Genomic DNA, 17019 nt, shown 5'->3' on the forward strand with positions numbered 1-17019 from the left:
CGCTGCGCGGTGGGCGCGCCTGCGGCGCAGCGGCGTTACTACCGCGCACCGCCCCTACCGCGCACCGGCGACGGATGCCGCGGCATCCACGGCACCCGTCATGGCAGTCATCACGTCACCGACGGGCGGCGGAACCGGGCGATCGGGTTCACGAGCGTGCCGGCGAGCTGCAGCGACGCCGAGGGATCGGCGAGGTCGAGCATCTTGCGGTTGTTGCGCAGTTGCAGCCGGTTGAGGCACGACAGGGGAAACTCCGCCGCGAACAGGTCGTGCCGGGCGAAGACCGTCGCGAACTCGGGCGCTCCGGCCTGGTAGTCGCTGGTGGTCTCGGCGACGAGCCGCCAGAACTCCTGCTCGGGCAGCTGGCCCTCGTCGGCCAGGGTCGCGGCGAGAAACCGGAAGAAGCAATCGAAGACGTCGGTGAAGATCGTCAAGACCTGTTCCTCGGCGGGAACCGCGATGCGGATGCGGGCGGCGGCCGGAGGCAGCGGCATCCGCTGCCCCATGACCACGATTTCTTCTGCGATGTCCTTCATCAGGATGCGCACCGGAACGCCGTTCTCGAGCACCAGGATGACGTTTTCGCCGTGCGGCATGAACGCCAGCTCGTAAGCCGCGAGGCAGTGCACGAGGGGTACGAGATAGGCCCGCAGGTAGGCGGCGAGCCAGGCGGCCGGCGTCAGTCCCGACTGGGCGATGAGCGCCGACACGAAAGCGTCGCCGTTGTGGTCCAGGTGCAGCAGGGAGGCCATCGTCGCCGTGACCTGCCCGGCCTCGAGGTGGGGCAGCGGGCTTTCGCGCCACAGTGCCGAGAGCATCTGCCCGTAGGGCGAACCGACGGGTGTCGCGGCCTCGAAGGTCGCATTGTGGTATCCGATGGCGGCGACCTCGCGCAGAATGCCGAAGCCGACCCGTTGCAGCTGCGGGTCGCCGGCGACGAGGGTGCCGAGCCAGTCGTTGATCGCCGGGGTGTCACGCATGTACTGCGGCGACAGACCACGCATGAACCCCATGTTGAGCACCGACAGGGCGGTCTTCACGTAGCAGCGCTCGGGCCGGTCGAGGTTGAAGAAGGTGCGGATCGATTGCTGGGCCTGGTAGCGGTCGGTGCCCGACCCGAGGTAGACGATGTTCTGCCGGGCGACCTCGGCGGCGAAGGTGATCGCCAGTTTGTGCTGCCATTGCCACGGATGCACCGGCATGAGCAGGTAATCGGTGACCGCAAGCCCGGCATCGGCCAGGATCGCCGCGAACCGGTGGCGGGTGTCGGCGTCGAGTTCGGCCTCGAGGTGGTGCTCGTAGCCGAGACCCGCGCTCGCGGTGAACACCGCGTGGCAACGGCGCACGGCGAGCCAGTCGAGGGTGACCGGGGCCCCCGTTTCGGGCGCGAACCGTCGATAGTCGGCCAGGCCCAGGCCGAGGCGTCCGTTGCAGGCGACAAAGCAGGGGTGCCCCTCGGTCATTGCACGCTCGATCCGCTGCCCGTAGTCGAGGGGGTGTTCGCCCGCTCGTGGCGCAGTCGCGAGCTGGGCCGCGCTGGTGCGCGAATTCTCGAGCTTGTAGCAGGCGCTCGCGAGGGTCGAGCTGAGCTCTTCGAGGTAGACGGGAAGCACCTCGTCAGAGATTCCGACCTGCTCGCGAAACTCGGTCACGAACGCGAGCAGGTCGAGCTCGGCGGGCTCGCCGTCGCGCCGGCGACGGATGCTCTGCCCCGCGATGCTCCAGTGGTTCAGCGCCCGCCGGGTCGCGGTGAAGCAATACTCGCTGCGGCCATCGTCGCTGGTGATGCGATAGTCATCTGAGGCAGCGGTGCCGGTGTGCCCTGGGCCGACGTGTTCAGGGCCGACGTGTTCAGGGCCGACGCTGACAGGGCCGACGTGTTCAGGGGCGAGCAGGCGCTCGTGGCTGAACTCGGAGATCGTCTTGCGCAGCAGGTCCCGGGTCGCGGCGGCCCAGCGCTCGGGGCTGAGATGGCTGGGGGTCACGTCGCGCTCGCAGACGCTCAGCCACGCCAGTTTGTCGGGCAGCTGCACGATCGAGACCCGCTCGAATCCGCAGGCCGTGTTGAGCGCCAGGATCCGGCTGTTGCGCACGTCGGGTTCGACCACGAGACGCCGCACGGTCGGGTCGGCGAACAGGTGGGCCTGCACGGCCCGCATGATCTCGCGCGTGAAGCCGGGTATCGGAGCATCACCGGCAGCGATCGGGGCGACGAGCAGGTGCATGCCGACGTCACCGCGCCTGTGCGGGTAGAGCGCGCCGATCGGGTCGGCGGCAGGGTCGTAGCGTTCCATCAGAAACAGGGGTACGCCGTGCCGGCAGCCGAGCAGCGCGTGATGCGTTGGGGAGGCGGCGATCTGCGCGTACATCGCGCCGACCTCGACCTCGGTCGCGCTGAGCATGCCCCAGAACCGAGCGCGCTCCTCGGTCACCCAGCCGTGCAGCAGGCGGGCATCCTGCTCGGCATCGACCGGGCGGAAGGTGAAGGTCGGGGCGGTCATCGGCGCGCCTCCGTGGTCACGGGCGCGGGGGCACCAAACCGTTGAAAGCCGATGCGGGTTTCGACGGAATAATGTTCCCGGCCGAGAATGTCTCGGATGATGCAGGAGTTGCGGAAGGCACCCATGCCGAGGTCGGGCGAGCCGAGGCCGTGGGTGTGCAGCTCGGCGTTCTGCACGTAGAGGGCACCGGATTCGCTGTCATTGCTGCCCGCATCGATTCGATACCGGGCGTCGACGTCGAAGCGGCCACGGTCGTCGCGCCGGATCTGGGCTCCGAGTCCCGTGAGAAACTCCGGCTCGGCGGCGGCGTAGCCGGTGGCGAGCACGAGGCCCTCGCTTGCCAGGGAGAAGTCGCGGCCCTGCTCCTGCTGCCGAAATCCGAGCCGGTACTCGGTGCCGCTCCACTCGGCGCTCTGCAGGGCGGAGTTGGTCAGCAGCACGGTCGGCACCCGGCCCGTCAGGCTGCGAGTGTATAAGAGGTCGTAAATATCGTTGATCAGGTCTTCGTTGATGCCCTTGTACAGGCTTTTCTGGCTGTCGATGAGTTCGTCCCTGCGGTTCGCCGGCAGCTCATGAAAGTATGCGGTGTACTCGGGCGAGGTCATCTCGAGGGTCAGTTTGGCGTACTCGAGGGGAAAGAACCGGGCCGAGCGCGTGACCCAGTTGAGCGTATAATCGTGGTCGAGTTGCTCCTGCAGCAGGTCGTAGTAGATCTCGGCGGCGCTCTGGCCGCCGCCGACGATCGTGATCGAGCGCATCCGCTGCAACTCGGCCTTACGGCTGAGATAGTGCGCGCTGTGCAGCGCGGGGTCGGGCAGGTCTGCGCAGGCGGCGGGCACGACGGGGGCCGTGCCCGTGCCGAGCACGAGACGTGCCGCGGTGAGAGTCTCTCCCTCGCTGAGGTGCACGCGGTAGGTGCGGCTCACGGCGTCGAAGTCGACCGACTCGACGTCGAAGCCGAAACGCAGATTGTCGAGCCTGCCGGCGACCCATTGGCAGTACTGGTTGTATTCGACCCGCATCGGGTTGAAGTTCTCACGAATGTAGAACGGATAGATGCGGCCGACGTGCTTGAGGTAGTTGAGAAACGAAAATTCCGAGGTCGGGTCGGCGAGGGTCACGAGGTCGGCGAGGAACGGCACCTGCAGGGTGCTGCTCTCGAGCATCATGCCGGGATGCCAGTCGAAGCGGGGCGCCCGCTCGAGAAACAGCGCGTCGAGCTGCGTGATCGGGGCGGTCAGGGCGGCCAGACCCAGGTTGAACGGTCCCAGACCGATGCCGATGACGTCATAGACACGCTGCGGGTCGGCCCGAACGGATTCAGACATGCGCCACCGCCCGTGTCGGGGCGAGCAGCCGGCCGCCGTGAAGGCGGATGAGGGCGAGAATGTGCTCGAGGTCGGCGAGCGTCGTGTGCGGGTTCAGCAGCGTGAACTTCAGATAGTGGCGGCCGGCGACCGTCGTACCCGCGATGACGGCCTCCCCCGAGGCAAAGATGTCCCGGCGGATGCCGACGTTGAGGTCGTCGAGTTGGCTCTGGCTGAGATCGTCGCCGGACGGCGGCCAATATCGAAAGACCAGGGTGCTGAGCACCGGTTCGACGACGACCTCGAAGTCGGGGGCGGCCCGCAGCACGGCGTACACGCGCCCGGCCAGGTCGATGACCTCGTCGAGCATCTCCCCGATCGCGTCGGCGCCCATGGTGCGCAGCGTGAACCACAGCTTCAGGGCATCGAAGCGGCGGGTGGTCTGGATCGACTTGTCAACCTGGTTGGGCACCAGCAGCGAGGCGCTGCGGGGGTTGAGGTAGTCGGCGTGGTGCGTCACGTGGCCGAGCATGGCGCCGTCACGCACGATCACGGCGCTCGAGCTGACCGGCTGAAAGAAAGTTTTGTGGTAGTCGAGGGTGACCGAATCGGCCCGTTCGATGCCCTCGAGCAGGCCCGCATGCCGCCGGGAGGTGATGAGGCCACCACCGTAGGCCGCGTCGACGTGCAGCCAGACGTCGTGCAGCGCGCAGATGCCGGCGATCTGCGACAGCGGGTCGATGCTGCCGAAGTCGGTCGTTCCGGCGGTTGCGACGACCGCCATGGGCACGAGCCCGGCGGCGAGGCAGTCGGCGATGGCGGCCGCCAGCGCCGCGGGGTCGAGGCGCTGGGCGTCGTCGGTGGCGATCGCGACGACGGCGTCGAAACCGAGGCCCAGGGTCGACGCGGAGGTGCGAATGCTGAAGTGGCTCGCTGCTGAGGTGAAGATGCGCAGTCGGGACAGAACCTCGGGGAGGCGGATCGGGGCATCCGTCGCCGGCGTCTGGTGGGCCTGCGCCCGTGCGAAGGCCCGGTTGCGGGCGATCAGCAGGGCCTGCAGGTTGGACTGGCTGCCGCCGCTCGTGAAGACGCCGTCGGCGGCGGGGCCGAGGCCGAGCCGGCCGGCGGTCCACTCGATGAGGTGACGCTCCATGAGCGTCGCGCCGGCACTCTGGTCCCAGGTGTCCATAGACGAGTTGACGGCGCTGAGCACGGCCTCCCCGACCAGCGCGGGAATCACGACCGGGCAATTGAGGTGTGCGGCGTATTTCACGTCGTGAAAGTAGACGGCGTGGCGCAGGTAGAGCCGCTCGACCTCGGCGAGGGCCGCCTCACCGTCGCCGAGTGGGCTGTCGAGGTCGACCACCTCAACCTCGAGGCCCAGCTCGGCCGGGGTGATGCCGGTGAAGGGCTGCCGGGTGGTCGCGAGTTGCTCACCGACGGCCGCGACGCCGCGGGTCACGGCGTGCACGTAGTGATCGCGGTTGTCTTCGTTGAAGAGGTGGCTGCGCGCGGGCGCGCCGAATACTGGTGGATGGGTCACGGATGCTCCTCTATCGGGCGTCCGCAGACGGGAACGCCAGCACGAATAGTTAGGTAAGGCTTACCTTATGTACTCGTGGGGAGTTGGTCAAACCGGGCACCCGACGCGGTGCCGCTCGCGGCCGGCTAGCCGTCGATCAGCTCGCCGGGGTGCCCGAGCCGCCAGCCGAGGCCGGGGTCGGTGAGGTCCGCGTCGAGTTCGAGCGGAACGGTGATGGTGTCGTCGCCGACGAGAAAGTCAACGCTGCCCACGTCGTCGCCGTCGATCCCGAGCTGTACCGACTCGGCCTCGGCCGTGCCGGTGATCGGAGTGTCCGACCAGACCAGAGCGGATGCCGCCTCCGCGGCCACCGCCTGCACGTTCTGGCCCCACAGGGTCGTGTACTGGCCGAACGGCTCCCCCGCTTCGGTCAGCGTGACCTGCTGGAAGCCCGGGATGACGCTCTCGATCAGGTCACGCACGGCGTCGTTGACCTCGGAGCGCGACGTACCGCCCAGCACCACGCCCACCACGGTCACGGTTTCGGAGCCGACGGTGATGTCGGCGGAGAACAGCAGGCAGGAACCGGCGACATCCGTCGTACCCGTCTTGATGCCGCTGACGCCGAGGGTGCCGAGCAGGGTGTTCGTGTTCTCGACCGTGCCGATCACCGGGAGGCTGATGGTCTGCGTCGCCACGATCGACGCGAGGGCCGCGTTGTCGGTGACGAGCTTGGCGAGTTCGATCAGGTCGGCCGTGGTGCTGACGCTGTCCGAGGAGATGCCGCTCGCGTCGGCGACGACGGTTCCGGTGAGCCCCTGCGCGGCCAGCCAGTCGGCAGCGGCGGCGAGGTAGGCCTGTTCGGAGCCGTAGGCCCAGACCACGAGGGACTCCGCATAGTTATTGCCGGAGGCCAGGAGCATGGCGAGCATCGCCTCACGCTGGCTCAGCTCCATGCCGCCGACGACGGGAGCGACAGAGCCGCCCTCGGCAAGGGCCTCGTAGTAGAACGCGACGTCGGCATCCGTGAAGGTGATCTCGGGGCCGGGTTCGTCGCCGCTGAGCGGCTTGGCGTCGAGCACGACGAGCGACGTGACCATCTTCGTGATGCTGGCGATCGGCACGGTCGTCGTGGAGCCGCTCGCCGCGAGCACGCCCTCAAACCCGACGGCACCGACGGCGGCCGAGCCGAAGTCCGGCAGGTCCGGCTGCGCGGCCGGCTGGGTGGCCGCGGCCGGCTGGGTGAGTTCGGCGGCGGCGGTGGGCACCGCGGCGAGGCCGGTGGCGGCCACATAGGTGATGCCGACGAGGGCGACGGTCAGCAGGCTGAACACCAGGATTCTGCGGCGACGGTAGGTTTCGCGACGCGTGTAGTAGGGCATCAGTCGATCTTACGGACACTGGGTGAATTGCGGATGCGCAGGGCATACAGGGCGACGGCGCTCGCCGCGGCGACGTTGAGGGAGTCGACGCCGTGCAGCATGGGGATCGTGACGACCGTGTCGGCGTCGGCCAGGGCACGGTGACTGAGGCCGTCGCCCTCGGTGCCGAGCACGATCGCGAGGCGTTCGGGGGCATCCGTGGCGAAGTCTTCGAGCGACACCGCGTCGTCGGCCAGAGCGAGGGCGGCGAGGTGAAATCCGGCCGCGTGCAGCAGCGGCGTTGCCACGTTCCATTCGGGCAGCCGGGTCCACGGCACCTGCAGCACGGTTCCCATACTGACGCGCACGCTGCGGCGGTAGAGCGGGTCGGCGCAGCGCGGGGTGATGAGCACGGCGTCGGCGCCGAGGCCGGCGACGGCGCGAAAGATCGCCCCGACGTTGGTGTGATCGACGATGTCCTCGAGAATCACGATGCGACGGGCGTCCCGGATCACGTCTTCGACCGGGGCCAGGGCCGGCCGGTGCATGGCGGCAAGGGCGCCGCGGTGCAGGTTGTAGCCGGTGAGCTTCTCGAGCACCTTCGGCTCCCCCACGTAGACCGGCACATCGGGCCACTCGGCCAGCAGCGGCTCCACGTCGGGCAGCCACTGCTCCTGCAGCAGCACCGAACGCGGCCGGTGGCCGGCGCGCAGGGCGCGGGTGATGACCTTGGTGGACTCGGCGATGTACAGGCCGCCCTCCGGTTCGGAGACGCGGCGCAGCACGACATCCGTCAGCCGGGAGTAGTCGGCCAGGCCCGGCAGGGAGAGATCATCGATGGGAATTATCTGCACGGCGGGTGCCTTTCGTCAAGAGAACTCCTGCCAGCCTGACAGGTGAGTAAACAAAGTGGAAAACCGACGAGTTTAGACTCGGGGTGCACCCTTCTTGTGGTGCACGCACTCGTGAACGGATGGAGCACCACGTGGCTGAAGTTGTGTCGAGTCCCGCATTGCTCGCCGCCCCTGCCCCGGGCGACGCCCGCAGCGCCCCGGACGCGCGCACAGAGCACGACCTCGACCGAATCGCCGACCTCCTGCGCGGCAGGCCGGCGGCGGTGCTGACGGGCGCCGGGCTCAGCACGGATTCCGGCATTCCGGATTATCGCGGCGAGGGCGCTCCGAAACGCTCCCCGATGACCTTTCAGACCTTCGTCGCCGACGAACGCGCCCGCAAACGGTACTGGGCGGGCAGCCACCTCGGCTGGCGCCAGTTTCGTGCGGCCGGCCCGAACCTCGGCCATCTCTCACTCGTGCGGCTCGAAGAAATCGCCGCGATCACCGGTGTGATCACCCAGAACGTCGATGGCCTGCACACCCGCGCCGGGTCGCGGCACGTCGTCGAGCTACATGGTTCGATGGATCGCGTCATCTGCCTCGACTGCGGCCAGGCCTTCGGCCGCGACAGCATCGCCGCGCGCCTCGAAGCCGCGAACCCGATCCTGACCGCCGGCGAAGGGTCCGATGGGGCAGCGGATGCCGTGCGCATCGCCCCCGACGGAGACGCCGACGTCGACGACATCGACTCCTTCACCGTTCCCGAGTGCTCGGTGTGCGGTGGAATGCTCAAGCCCAACGTGGTCTTCTTCGGCGAGCTCGTTCCCACCGGCCGGTTTCTCGAGGCCACCGCGCTCGTCACCGCTGCGCAGGCCCTCGTGGTGGCGGGATCGTCGCTCGCGGTGAATTCGGGCATCCGTCTGGTGGAACTGGCCCGGCGCCGCAAACTGCCGATCATCGTCATCAACCGCGGCGTGACCAAGGGTGACGGCCGCGCGGTCATCAAGCTCGAGGCCGGAACGTCGGAAACCCTGGCCGGCCTCGCCGAGCGGCTCGCGCCCGGGCAGCACCGCTGATGGGCGCTACTCCCCCGACCGGAGTGCCGACCGGAGTGCCGACCCGCCTGTCGATCGTGCGCCACGGTCAGACCGACTGGAACCTGCACAAGCGCATTCAGGGCAGCACGGACATTCCGCTCAACGCCACCGGGCGCGCCGAGGCCGCCACGACGGGCCTCGGGCTGCTCGACCGCTCGTGGGACGGGATCTGGGCAAGCCCCCTGTCGCGCGCGGCCGAAACGGCCCGCATCATCGCCGGCCAGCTGGGCATGAGCCGGCCCGAACTGCTGCCGGCCGTCACCGAACGTCACCACGGCGAGATCGAGGGCCTGTCTTTCACCGAGCGCCAGCAGAAGTTTCCCAACGGTGTGCTCGTTCCGGGGCTCGAATCGCGGCAGGCGGTGCTCGACCGGGTGCTGCCGGCCTTCGGGGTGTTGGCCGCCGCGCATCCCGGGCAGAGCCTGCTGGTGGTCAGTCACGGCGGCGTCATCGGCACCCTGCTGCGCTTCGCCACCGAGGGCGAACGGCCCCGCCAGGACGAGCTCATCGCCAACGGTTCGGTGCACGACTTCGAGTGGCGAAACGGCGAGCTGGTGCTGCTGCACTTTGCCGCGACCGTGCGCACACCGCAGGACGCCGAGCACACGCGGGGGTAGCATCCGTCACCCCGGCCCTCACCTTAGGAGCAGACATGTCAGCCGAAGCACCCCCGACCGGTCCGGCCCGAACCTACCCGGCCGGCGTCACCTGCTGGATCGACACCGAACAGCCCGACCCGGCGGCCGCGAGCCGGTTCTACGGTGAGTTGTTCGGCTGGACCTTCACGAACGCGATGCCCCCGCAGGCCGAGTCCGTCTACCTCATCGCACAACTCGACGGCAACGACGTGGGCGCGATCGGCCCAGCCCCGGCGGGCACGCCGGTCGCCTGGAACACCTATATCGCGGTCGCCGAGGCGGATGGCGCCGCCCTCGCGGTCGCGACGGCCGGCGGTACCGTGGTCTCCGGCCCGAACGACGCCGGACCGGGCGGCCGAACCGCCACCTGCGCCGACCCGCAGGGCGCCGAATTTCGGCTCTGGCAGCCGTACCGCCGGCTCGGCGCGCAGACCGTGAACCTGCCAGGGTCCTGGAACTTCAGCGACCTGCGCACGGCTGACATCGCTGCCGCCCGCACCTTCTACAGCGAAATCTTCGGCTGGGAGTACCTGAACCTCGGCGACAGCGTCGAAACGATGGTCAGCGTGCCCGGCTACGGCGACCACCTCGCCGCGACGGTCGACCCCGACATCTACCGGCGCCAGGCCGGCGCCCCGGCCGGGTTTGCCGATGTGATCGGCGCCATCGAGGATGTGGGAGCAGCCGCGGCCGGCTGGCACGTGAAATTCAGCGTGGCCGACCGTGACGCCAGCGCCGCCCTCGCCGTGAGGCTCGGGGCGACCGTGCTCGAGACCGCGGAGTCGCCGTGGGCCGCGCTCGCACGCATCCGCGACCCGCAGGGTGCCGAATTCACGCTGAGCGAGTTTCGCCCGCCGGCCTGAGCGGGCCTTTCTCGACAGAGTGAGTGACACCGTGTTTTCTGGCCAGATTGTTGAACAATCTGCGAAAATGGGGCAGGCTGGGCAGAACACGTGAGCATGAACCAAGGGAGACCCGTGCGAATCGACCTGAACAGTGACGTCGGCGAGTCCTTCGGCATGTACACCCTCGGCGATGACGCCGCCATCATCGCCTCGGTCTCGAGCGTCAACGTGGCCGGCGGCTTTCACGCCGGTGACCCGAGCACCATCCGTGCTACCTGCGCCGCAGCCGCGGCCGCCGGGGTGACCGTCGGCGCGCATCCCGGCTACCGTGACCTGGCCGGTTTCGGCCGCCGCTTCATCGACATGGAACCGGCCGAACTCAGCAACGACGTGATCTACCAGATCGGTGCCGTGCAGGCCCTTGCCCGTGCCGCGGGCACCAGCGTGCGCTACGTGAAGCCGCACGGCGCGCTCTACAACACCATCGCCCACCACCCCGTGCAGGCTCAGGCTGTGCTCGACGCGATCCTCGCCGTCGACCCCACCCTGCCGCTCATGACACTGCCGAACTCGGAGGTCGGCCGGCTCGCCCGTGCTTCGGGTCTCCGCACGGTCAGTGAAGCTTTCGCTGACCGGGCCTACAACGTCGACGGTTCGCTGGTCAGCCGCACGAAGCCCGGCGCCGTGCTGCACTCGGTCACGGCGGTCACCGACCAGGTGCTGCGCCTCGTGCTCGAGGGCCAGGTCGTCGCGATCGACGGCACCGTCATCGACGTGCCCGTCGAGAGCATCTGCCTGCACGGCGACACCCCCGACGCGGTCAACCTCGCCGCGGCCATTCGGGCGGCGCTCGAAGGTGCAGGCGTCACCATCGCGAGCTTCGTGTAGCCCGTGTCGCACCCCACCCCGCACTCGGCGCCCCCCTTAGTGCTGCGCCCGGTCGGCGACCGCGGCGTTCTGGTGCAGCTCGGCAGCCTCGAACAGGTGCTGAGCCTGCACGACTGGTTGCAGCGGCATCCGCTGCCCGGCCAGGTCGATGCCGTTGCCGCCGCCGAGACCGTGCTGATCACCGCCGACTCCGCCGCCGCGGCCCGCGGCTTCGCGGCCGCCCTGCGCGCCGCGGATCTGACCCCGGTCACGGCGACGGATGACGCCCTCGTCACCATCGACACCGTCTATGACGGCGAAGACCTCGACGCGGTGGCCCGCCTGACCGGCCTCAGTCGCGACGCGGTGATCACCGCCCACAGCGACCAGATCTGGACCGCGGCCTTCGGCGGTTTCGCCCCCGGCTTCGCGTACCTCGTCGGCGACGGCAGGCTCGCGGTGCCGCGGCGGGAGACTCCACGGCCCGCCGTTCCGGCCGGATCCGTCGCTCTCGCCGACCGCTACTCGGCCGTCTATCCGCGGGTCAGCCCCGGCGGCTGGCAGCTCATCGGGCGCACCACGGCTACGCTCTGGGATCTTCAGCGCGCCGCACCCGCGCTCATTCGACCGGGCAACCGCGTGCAGTTTCGCGCCGTGCGCGAGCTCGTGCTGGCCGGGCCCGGCCCCCGGCCTGCGGGTCAGGCCGCCGACCCGGCCGCCGACCCGGCCGCTGAGGCGGAGGCATCCGCCTTCATCGTGCGGCAACCCGGCGCCCAGACGACCGTGCAAGACCTCGGCCGCCCGGGCTTCGCCGACCTCGGCGTGACGCGCTCCGGGGCGCTCGACCGGGGCGCGCTGCGGCGCGCGAACCGGCTCGCCGGCAACCCGGCAACCGCCGCCGTGCTCGAAAACGCTCTCGGCGGCCTCGTGCTCGAAGCCCGATACGACCAGGTGCTCGCGGTGTCCGGCGCCGCAGTGCCGATCGACGTGACGAGCGGCGCCGGCACGTTGCGCACCGTGCCGGTCGACGCACCGTTCGTGGTGCACGCCGGTGACCGCGTGGCCCTCGGCACGCCGAGTTCGGGCATGCGCTGCTACGTCGCCGTGCGCGGTGGTTTCGACGTGCCCGCCGTGCTCGGCAGCCGCTCGACCGACACGCTGTCGGGCCTGGGCCCGGCACCGCTCTCGGTCGGAACCGAACTGCGCGTGCTGGTCGCCGCAGCGTCGAGCGTCGTGGGTGACGCCGAACCGTCGCCGGCCGCGCCGCCGGCGGTGACCGAGCTGCGTTTCGTGCCCGGCCCGCGCGCGGACTGGATCGCCGCCGACTCACTCGCCGAATTCTCGCGCACCGTGTACACCGTCAGCGCGCGGTCCAACCGCATCGGTCTGCGCCTCGACGGGGCCGCGCTCGTGCGATCCGCCGCCGCGACGGCTGCCTCTGGGCCGGCGGCGGCCGAGCTGCCGAGCGAGGGAACGGTGAACGGAGCCATCCAGATTCCGGCCTCGGGCTTGCCCGTGCTGTTTCTCGCCGATCACCCGGTTACCGGCGGCTATCCGGTGCTCGGCGTTGTGCTGCACGCCGACCTCGACCGGGCCGCGCAGCTGCCGGCCGGTTCCCGGTTACGTTTTGTTCCGGCAGCGGATGCCGCGAACCCCCTCACTTCCCCGCCCTCGACAACCAAAGGCTGACCCGTGCACAAGATTCTCATTGCCAACCGAGGCGAAATCGCCGTGCGGATTCTGCGAGCCTGCGACGATGCCGGCTTCGAGTCCGTCGCCGTCTACGCCGACTCGGACGCCGACGCCCTGCACGTGCAGCTCGCCTCCGAGGCCTACGCGCTCGACGGCACGAGTCCCGCCGACAGCTACCTCAACGTCGACAAGCTCCTGCAGATCGCCGCGCGGGCGGGGGCCGACGCCGTGCATCCCGGCTACGGGTTCCTGTCCGAGAACGCCGACTTCGCCCAGGCGGTGATCGACGCCGGACTGGTGTGGATCGGGCCGTCGCCCGAGAGCATCCGTCTGCTCGGAAACAAGATCTCGGCCCGCGAGATCGCGATTCGGGTCGGCGCGCCGCTCGTTCCCGGCACGGACAGCACGGTCGAGTCCGCCGCCGAGGTGCGCGCCTTCGCCGAGGAGTTCGGCCTGCCGATCGCCATCAAGGCGGCGTTCGGCGGCGGCGGCCGCGGCCTCAAGGTGGTCTGGGAACTCGACTCGATCGAGGAGTCCTTCGACTCCGCTGTGCGCGAGTCGCAGGCGGCGTTCGGCCGCGGCGAGTGCTTCGTGGAGCGATTTCTGGTGCGGCCCCGCCACGTGGAGGCCCAGGTTCTCGCCGACGGCCGCGGCACCGTCATCGTCGTCGGCACCCGCGACTGTTCCCTGCAGCGCCGCAACCAGAAGCTCGTCGAAGAGGCGCCCGCACCATTCCTCACCGCCGCCCAGAGCGAGCAGATCTACACCTCGGCGAAGGCGATCTGCCTCGAGGCCGGATATTCCGGCGCCGGCACCGTGGAGTACCTCGTCGCCGACGACGGCAGCGTCTCGTTCCTCGAGGTCAACACGCGGCTGCAGGTCGAACATCCGGTCACCGAGGAGACTTCGGGCATCGACCTCGTGCTCGCGCAGTTCGTGATTGCCGCCGGCGGTCCGCTGCCGATGCAGGTCGACCCGGAGCCGCGCGGGCACTCCTTCGAGTTTCGTATCAACGCGGAAGATCCCGGCCGCGGCTTTCTGCCCTCCCCCGGAACCGTGACGCTCTTCGCGCCGCCGACCGGGCCCGGCGTGCGCGTCGACACCGGCGTGCAGAGCGGCGACACCATTCCAGGCCAGTTCGACTCCCTGCTCGCCAAGCTCATCGTCACCGGTGCCGACCGCCCGCAGGCCCTGCGCCGCGCCCGCCGCGCCCTGGCCGAATTCACCGTCGAGGGTGTTGCGACCGTGCTGCCCTTCCACCGCGCCGTGGTCGCCTCCCCCGATTTCACCGCCCCCGACCGGCTCGGCGTGCACACCGGCTGGATCGAGACCGACTTCGGCGACCGGCTCGCGCACGATCCCGAATTCAGCCATGGCGCGGCATCCGCTGCCCGGCGCACGATCACCATCGAGCTCGACGGCAAGCGGATGTCGCTGGGCCTGCCGGCAGATCTGCTCGCCGGCCTTGCTGGTGGGGTCGGGGCGGCGCCCGCCGTCACCGCTGAGGTGGCCGACCCCGCGGAACTGCGCTCCACGATGGGTGGAACCGTCGTCAAGTGGCTGGTCGAAACCGGCGCGACGGTCGCCACCGGCGACCCGGTGCTCGTGCTCGAAGCGATGAAGATGGAGTCGACCGTAGTGGCACACCGCGCGGGCGTGCTCGGCGAGCTTCTGGTCGAGCCCGGCGACGCCGTCGCGGTGGCGCAGCCACTCACCGCCATCACCGCCTGACGGGCTCGCTGGCCGAATTTCGCTCGCCTGGCAGCGCACGCGGGCTGAACTCGGCTGGCACGACTCGCTGGCATGACTCGCTGGCACGACTCGCTGAGCACCGCCCGCTGAGCACCGCCCGCTGGCAGCGGATGCCGCACCCGGCATCCGCTTGGTGGGCGCTGCGCCGCTGCGCGGGTGTTGTGAGGGGTCTTGCTTCGCGGGTGACTCGTCAGGCTCGACAACCGGCGCCACTGCGCGGTACCTGCGGCGCTGCGCGGTACCGGCGCCGCAACGCGGTACCTGCGGCGCTGCGCGGTACCTGCGCCGGTGCGCGGTACCTGCGCCACCCCGACCGGAGCCCGGACCCGAGCTGCGCGGGTACTGCGCCGCTACGCGGGTGGCACGCCTACCGCGCAGCGGCGCACTACCCGCGCAGCTCCCGCAGGAGCGGGTGACGGGTCTCGTTGCGCGGGTGCTGCGCCCCTGCGCGGTACGTACGCCGCTACGCGGGTGCTGCGCAGGGTCGTGCTACGCGGTAGCTGCGCCGCTGCGCGGGTGCTGCGCCGCTGCGCGGGTAGTTGCGAGAGGTCTCCCCGCGCGGGTGACTCGACGGGCTCGACAACCGGCGCCGCACCACAACTCACGGCGTTCACTTGAACCACCTGACCACCTAGTAATCCGACGGAGCCTCGGTGCTGAGAACAGTGAAGCTGCCGTTGTCGGCGCGCTGCACGCTCAGCACGACGCCTTCCTTCCAGGTAATCCCCTGATCGGTCGTGGTGCCGGTGATCGTGTCGATGTCCAGCCCGACCAGTTCGGCCCAGGGCTTGCCGCACTGCACCGGGAAGCTCTCCATCACGGCCCCGCAGAGTCGCGTTCCCGTGGAGTCCTGATACAGCAGGCCCGCCACTGAAACCGGGGTGTCGGCGGTTCGGGCGACCAGCTGATCGACCGAGATCGGGGCATCCGTTGCTGAACCCGAAGAGCAGGCCGTCAGCGAGCCCAGGCTGGCCAGAACCAACACCAACGCGAACGTGGTGCGAGGCGAGAATGCCGGCATCATGCCTCCTTCGGCGTGAGAAACGTCAGGCCAGTCTGATCCCTAAGCTTAGAAGATGACACCCGACGACACCGAGCGCCTGCACTTTCGACAGATGACCATCGACGACCTCGACGATCTGGCCGAGCTGCTCGGAGATCCCGCACTCATGACCTTCTACCCGGCTCCGAAAACGCGGGATCAGGCCCGGGCCTGGATCGAGTGGAATCAGCGCAACTATGCCGAACACGGCTACGGCCTCTGGATCATCGAGACCCTCACGGGTGAGTTTGTGGGCGACTGCGGCCTCACCTGGCAGCAGGTCAACGGCCGCCTCGAACTCGAGGTCGGCTATCACGTGCGCGCCACCCACCAGGGTCGCGGCTTGGCCACCGAGGCCGCCCTGGCTTGCCGCGACTTCGCCCGCGACACCCTGCAGGTGCCGCAGCTCGTGGCAATCCTGCACCCAGACAACGAGGCGTCCCGCCGGGTCGCGCAGAAGATCGGTATGCGCTTTCTCGAAAACGACCTGGGCGGAACGATCCCGGTGCGATCCGTGCTCGGCATGCACTTTCCGGTGTCGCTGTGACCCGCGCCGCCGGAGCACAGCGCTCCTGCCTCACCGAGTCTCTCGGGCCGATACTGTGAGGTCATGACCCTCGACGAGATCCTCAGCGACCTGCGCCGACAGACGGCGGTGGTGCGCCACGCGGACACCGGCAGCTGGGTCGCATCCGTCTTGCGCGAACGCATCGGCGCCGGCCAGCTCGCGCCCGGCGCAAAACTCTCTGAGGAGGCCCTCTGCGACGTGCTCGGCGTCTCCCGCAACACCCTGCGTGAGGCGTTCTCGACGCTGGCGGCCGAGCACATCCTCACCCGCATCCCCAATCGCGGAGTCTTCGTCGCCCGCCCCACGGTCGAGGATATTCGGGAGATCTACCGCGTGCGGCGCTTTCTCGAACCCTCTGCCCTGCTCTGGACCCCGCAGACGGATGCCCCACTGCTGCACGCGGCCGTCGCCCGTGCCCGCGCGGCGCGTGACGCGAACTCTGTTGACGGCATGGCCATGGCCAACCAGGACTTTCACGCCGGAGTCGTCGCCCTGACCGGCAGCGAGAGGCTCAGCCTGCAGATGGCCCAGGTGCTCGCCGAGATGCGCCTCGTCTTTCACTCAATGGCGGCCGACCCCGCATTTCATGAGCCCTACATCGAGCGCAACGCCGAGATCCTGAGGCTGTTTGAGGCCGGCGACCGCGCGGGAGCGGTCGCGGCCCTCGCCGACTACCTTGATCGTGCCGAGGCACGATTGCTCGTCGCCCACGCGGCCGCGCATGCCGCCGCCAGCGCCGCTGGCACTACCAGCACCCCGCGCTGAGGTCGTTCTCTGGCACGGCCCCAACCCAGTGTCTGCAATAGTCGTGCCGCGCACCGAGCTGTGGATTTCACCGCCGCCCTGGCATCCGCCAGGCGTGCCGTGGCTATGGGGCGTTCAGCAGCTGCTCGTGCGCCGGAAACGTACAGCGCGTCATGCGCCTGAAAACTGCTCGTGAGCCGGAAACTTGCACTCTCTCGTGGTCATGCGCCCGAAAACTGCTCATGCG

At 69.5% G+C, this 17019-nt stretch carries 14 protein-coding genes; 8 read left to right on the top strand and 6 right to left on the bottom strand.

Annotated features, from left to right (window positions below; genetic code table 11):
* Positions 1-110 precede the first annotated feature (110 nt).
* From E3T55_RS18245 to E3T55_RS18265, 5 genes are all read right to left on the bottom strand, one after another.
* Positions 111-2501: a GNAT family N-acetyltransferase gene (locus E3T55_RS18245; protein ID WP_134520968.1), complete on the bottom strand. Its 2391-nt coding sequence runs from the start codon at positions 2499-2501 to the stop codon at positions 111-113.
* On the bottom strand, positions 2498-3829 hold the full coding sequence (locus E3T55_RS18250) for a lysine N(6)-hydroxylase/L-ornithine N(5)-oxygenase family protein (protein WP_134520969.1): 1332 nt from the start codon (positions 3827-3829) through the stop codon (positions 2498-2500). The genes E3T55_RS18245 and E3T55_RS18250 overlap by 4 nt, the downstream gene beginning before the upstream one ends.
* On the bottom strand, positions 3822-5351 hold the full coding sequence (locus tag E3T55_RS18255) for a pyridoxal phosphate-dependent decarboxylase family protein (protein WP_166791837.1): 1530 nt from the start codon (positions 5349-5351) through the stop codon (positions 3822-3824). Before E3T55_RS18255 ends, E3T55_RS18250 begins: the two co-directional genes overlap by 8 nt.
* A gap of 125 nt (positions 5352-5476) precedes the next feature.
* Positions 5477-6712, bottom strand: a complete 1236-nt coding sequence (locus tag E3T55_RS18260) for a D-alanyl-D-alanine carboxypeptidase family protein (protein WP_134520971.1) — start codon at positions 6710-6712, stop codon at positions 5477-5479.
* Positions 6712-7545: a TrmH family RNA methyltransferase gene (locus E3T55_RS18265; RefSeq protein ID WP_134520972.1), complete on the bottom strand. Its 834-nt coding sequence runs from the start codon at positions 7543-7545 to the stop codon at positions 6712-6714. The genes E3T55_RS18260 and E3T55_RS18265 overlap by 1 nt, the downstream gene beginning before the upstream one ends.
* A 230-nt stretch (positions 7546-7775) precedes the next feature.
* On the opposite strand from E3T55_RS18265, the gene E3T55_RS18270 reads away from it, so the two are divergent.
* The 6 genes from E3T55_RS18270 to E3T55_RS18295 all read left to right on the top strand — a co-directional run bounded on the left by E3T55_RS18270 (position 7776) and on the right by E3T55_RS18295 (position 14397).
* Positions 7776-8603 carry a Sir2 family NAD-dependent protein deacetylase gene (locus tag E3T55_RS18270; protein WP_241993147.1) on the top strand — a complete coding sequence of 276 codons (828 nt, stop codon included), beginning with the start codon at positions 7776-7778 and terminating at the stop codon, positions 8601-8603.
* Entirely contained in the window at positions 8603-9241 is a 639-nt protein-coding gene (locus E3T55_RS18275; protein ID WP_134520973.1) for a histidine phosphatase family protein, read from the top strand. Before E3T55_RS18270 ends, E3T55_RS18275 begins: the two co-directional genes overlap by 1 nt.
* A gap of 35 nt (positions 9242-9276) precedes the next feature.
* On the top strand, positions 9277-10125 hold the full coding sequence (locus E3T55_RS18280) for a VOC family protein (protein WP_134520974.1): 849 nt from the start codon (positions 9277-9279) through the stop codon (positions 10123-10125).
* A gap of 114 nt (positions 10126-10239) precedes the next feature.
* The gene (locus tag E3T55_RS18285; protein WP_255455413.1) at positions 10240-10995 is read left to right on the top strand and encodes a LamB/YcsF family protein; all 756 of its coding nucleotides are present in this window, start codon (positions 10240-10242) and stop codon (positions 10993-10995) included.
* Between the two features lie 39 nt (positions 10996-11034).
* On the top strand, positions 11035-12663 hold the full coding sequence (locus E3T55_RS18290; protein WP_241993141.1) for a 5-oxoprolinase subunit B/C family protein: 1629 nt from the start codon (positions 11035-11037) through the stop codon (positions 12661-12663).
* Positions 12664-12666: 3 nt separating this feature from the next.
* The gene (locus tag E3T55_RS18295) at positions 12667-14397 is read left to right on the top strand and encodes an acetyl/propionyl/methylcrotonyl-CoA carboxylase subunit alpha (protein WP_134520977.1); all 1731 of its coding nucleotides are present in this window, start codon (positions 12667-12669) and stop codon (positions 14395-14397) included.
* A 652-nt stretch (positions 14398-15049) separates the two neighbouring features.
* On the opposite strand, the gene E3T55_RS18300 is transcribed toward E3T55_RS18295, so the two are convergent.
* The gene (locus E3T55_RS18300; RefSeq protein ID WP_134520978.1) at positions 15050-15442 is read right to left on the bottom strand and encodes a hypothetical protein; all 393 of its coding nucleotides are present in this window, start codon (positions 15440-15442) and stop codon (positions 15050-15052) included.
* A gap of 52 nt (positions 15443-15494) precedes the next feature.
* On the opposite strand from E3T55_RS18300, the gene E3T55_RS18305 reads away from it, so the two are divergent.
* Positions 15495-16007 (top strand): GNAT family N-acetyltransferase, encoded by a 513-nt coding sequence (locus E3T55_RS18305; protein WP_134520979.1) that lies wholly within the window; start codon positions 15495-15497, stop codon positions 16005-16007.
* A gap of 63 nt (positions 16008-16070) precedes the next feature.
* A complete protein-coding gene (locus E3T55_RS18310; protein WP_134520980.1) occupies positions 16071-16793 on the top strand; it encodes a GntR family transcriptional regulator in 723 nt (240 codons plus the stop codon).
* Positions 16794-17019: the final 226 nt, after the last annotated feature.

This window comes from Cryobacterium frigoriphilum (assembly GCF_004403305.1).
GTDB classification, from domain to species: Bacteria; Actinomycetota; Actinomycetes; order Actinomycetales; family Microbacteriaceae; genus Cryobacterium; species Cryobacterium frigoriphilum.

Coding starts and splice junctions, on each gene's coding strand:
- E3T55_RS18245 (WP_134520968.1), bottom strand. CDS start 2,501: ATGACCGCCCCGACCTTCACCTTCCGCCCGGTCGATGCCGAGCAGGAT.
- E3T55_RS18250 (WP_134520969.1), bottom strand. CDS start 3,829: ATGTCTGAATCCGTTCGGGCCGACCCGCAGCGTGTCTATGACGTCATC.
- E3T55_RS18260 (WP_134520971.1), bottom strand. CDS start 6,712: ATGCCCTACTACACGCGTCGCGAAACCTACCGTCGCCGCAGAATCCTG.
- E3T55_RS18275 (WP_134520973.1), top strand. CDS start 8,603: ATGGGCGCTACTCCCCCGACCGGAGTGCCGACCGGAGTGCCGACCCGC.
- E3T55_RS18280 (WP_134520974.1), top strand. CDS start 9,277: ATGTCAGCCGAAGCACCCCCGACCGGTCCGGCCCGAACCTACCCGGCC.
- E3T55_RS18300 (WP_134520978.1), bottom strand. CDS start 15,442: ATGATGCCGGCATTCTCGCCTCGCACCACGTTCGCGTTGGTGTTGGTT.
- E3T55_RS18305 (WP_134520979.1), top strand. CDS start 15,495: ATGACACCCGACGACACCGAGCGCCTGCACTTTCGACAGATGACCATC.
- E3T55_RS18310 (WP_134520980.1), top strand. CDS start 16,071: ATGACCCTCGACGAGATCCTCAGCGACCTGCGCCGACAGACGGCGGTG.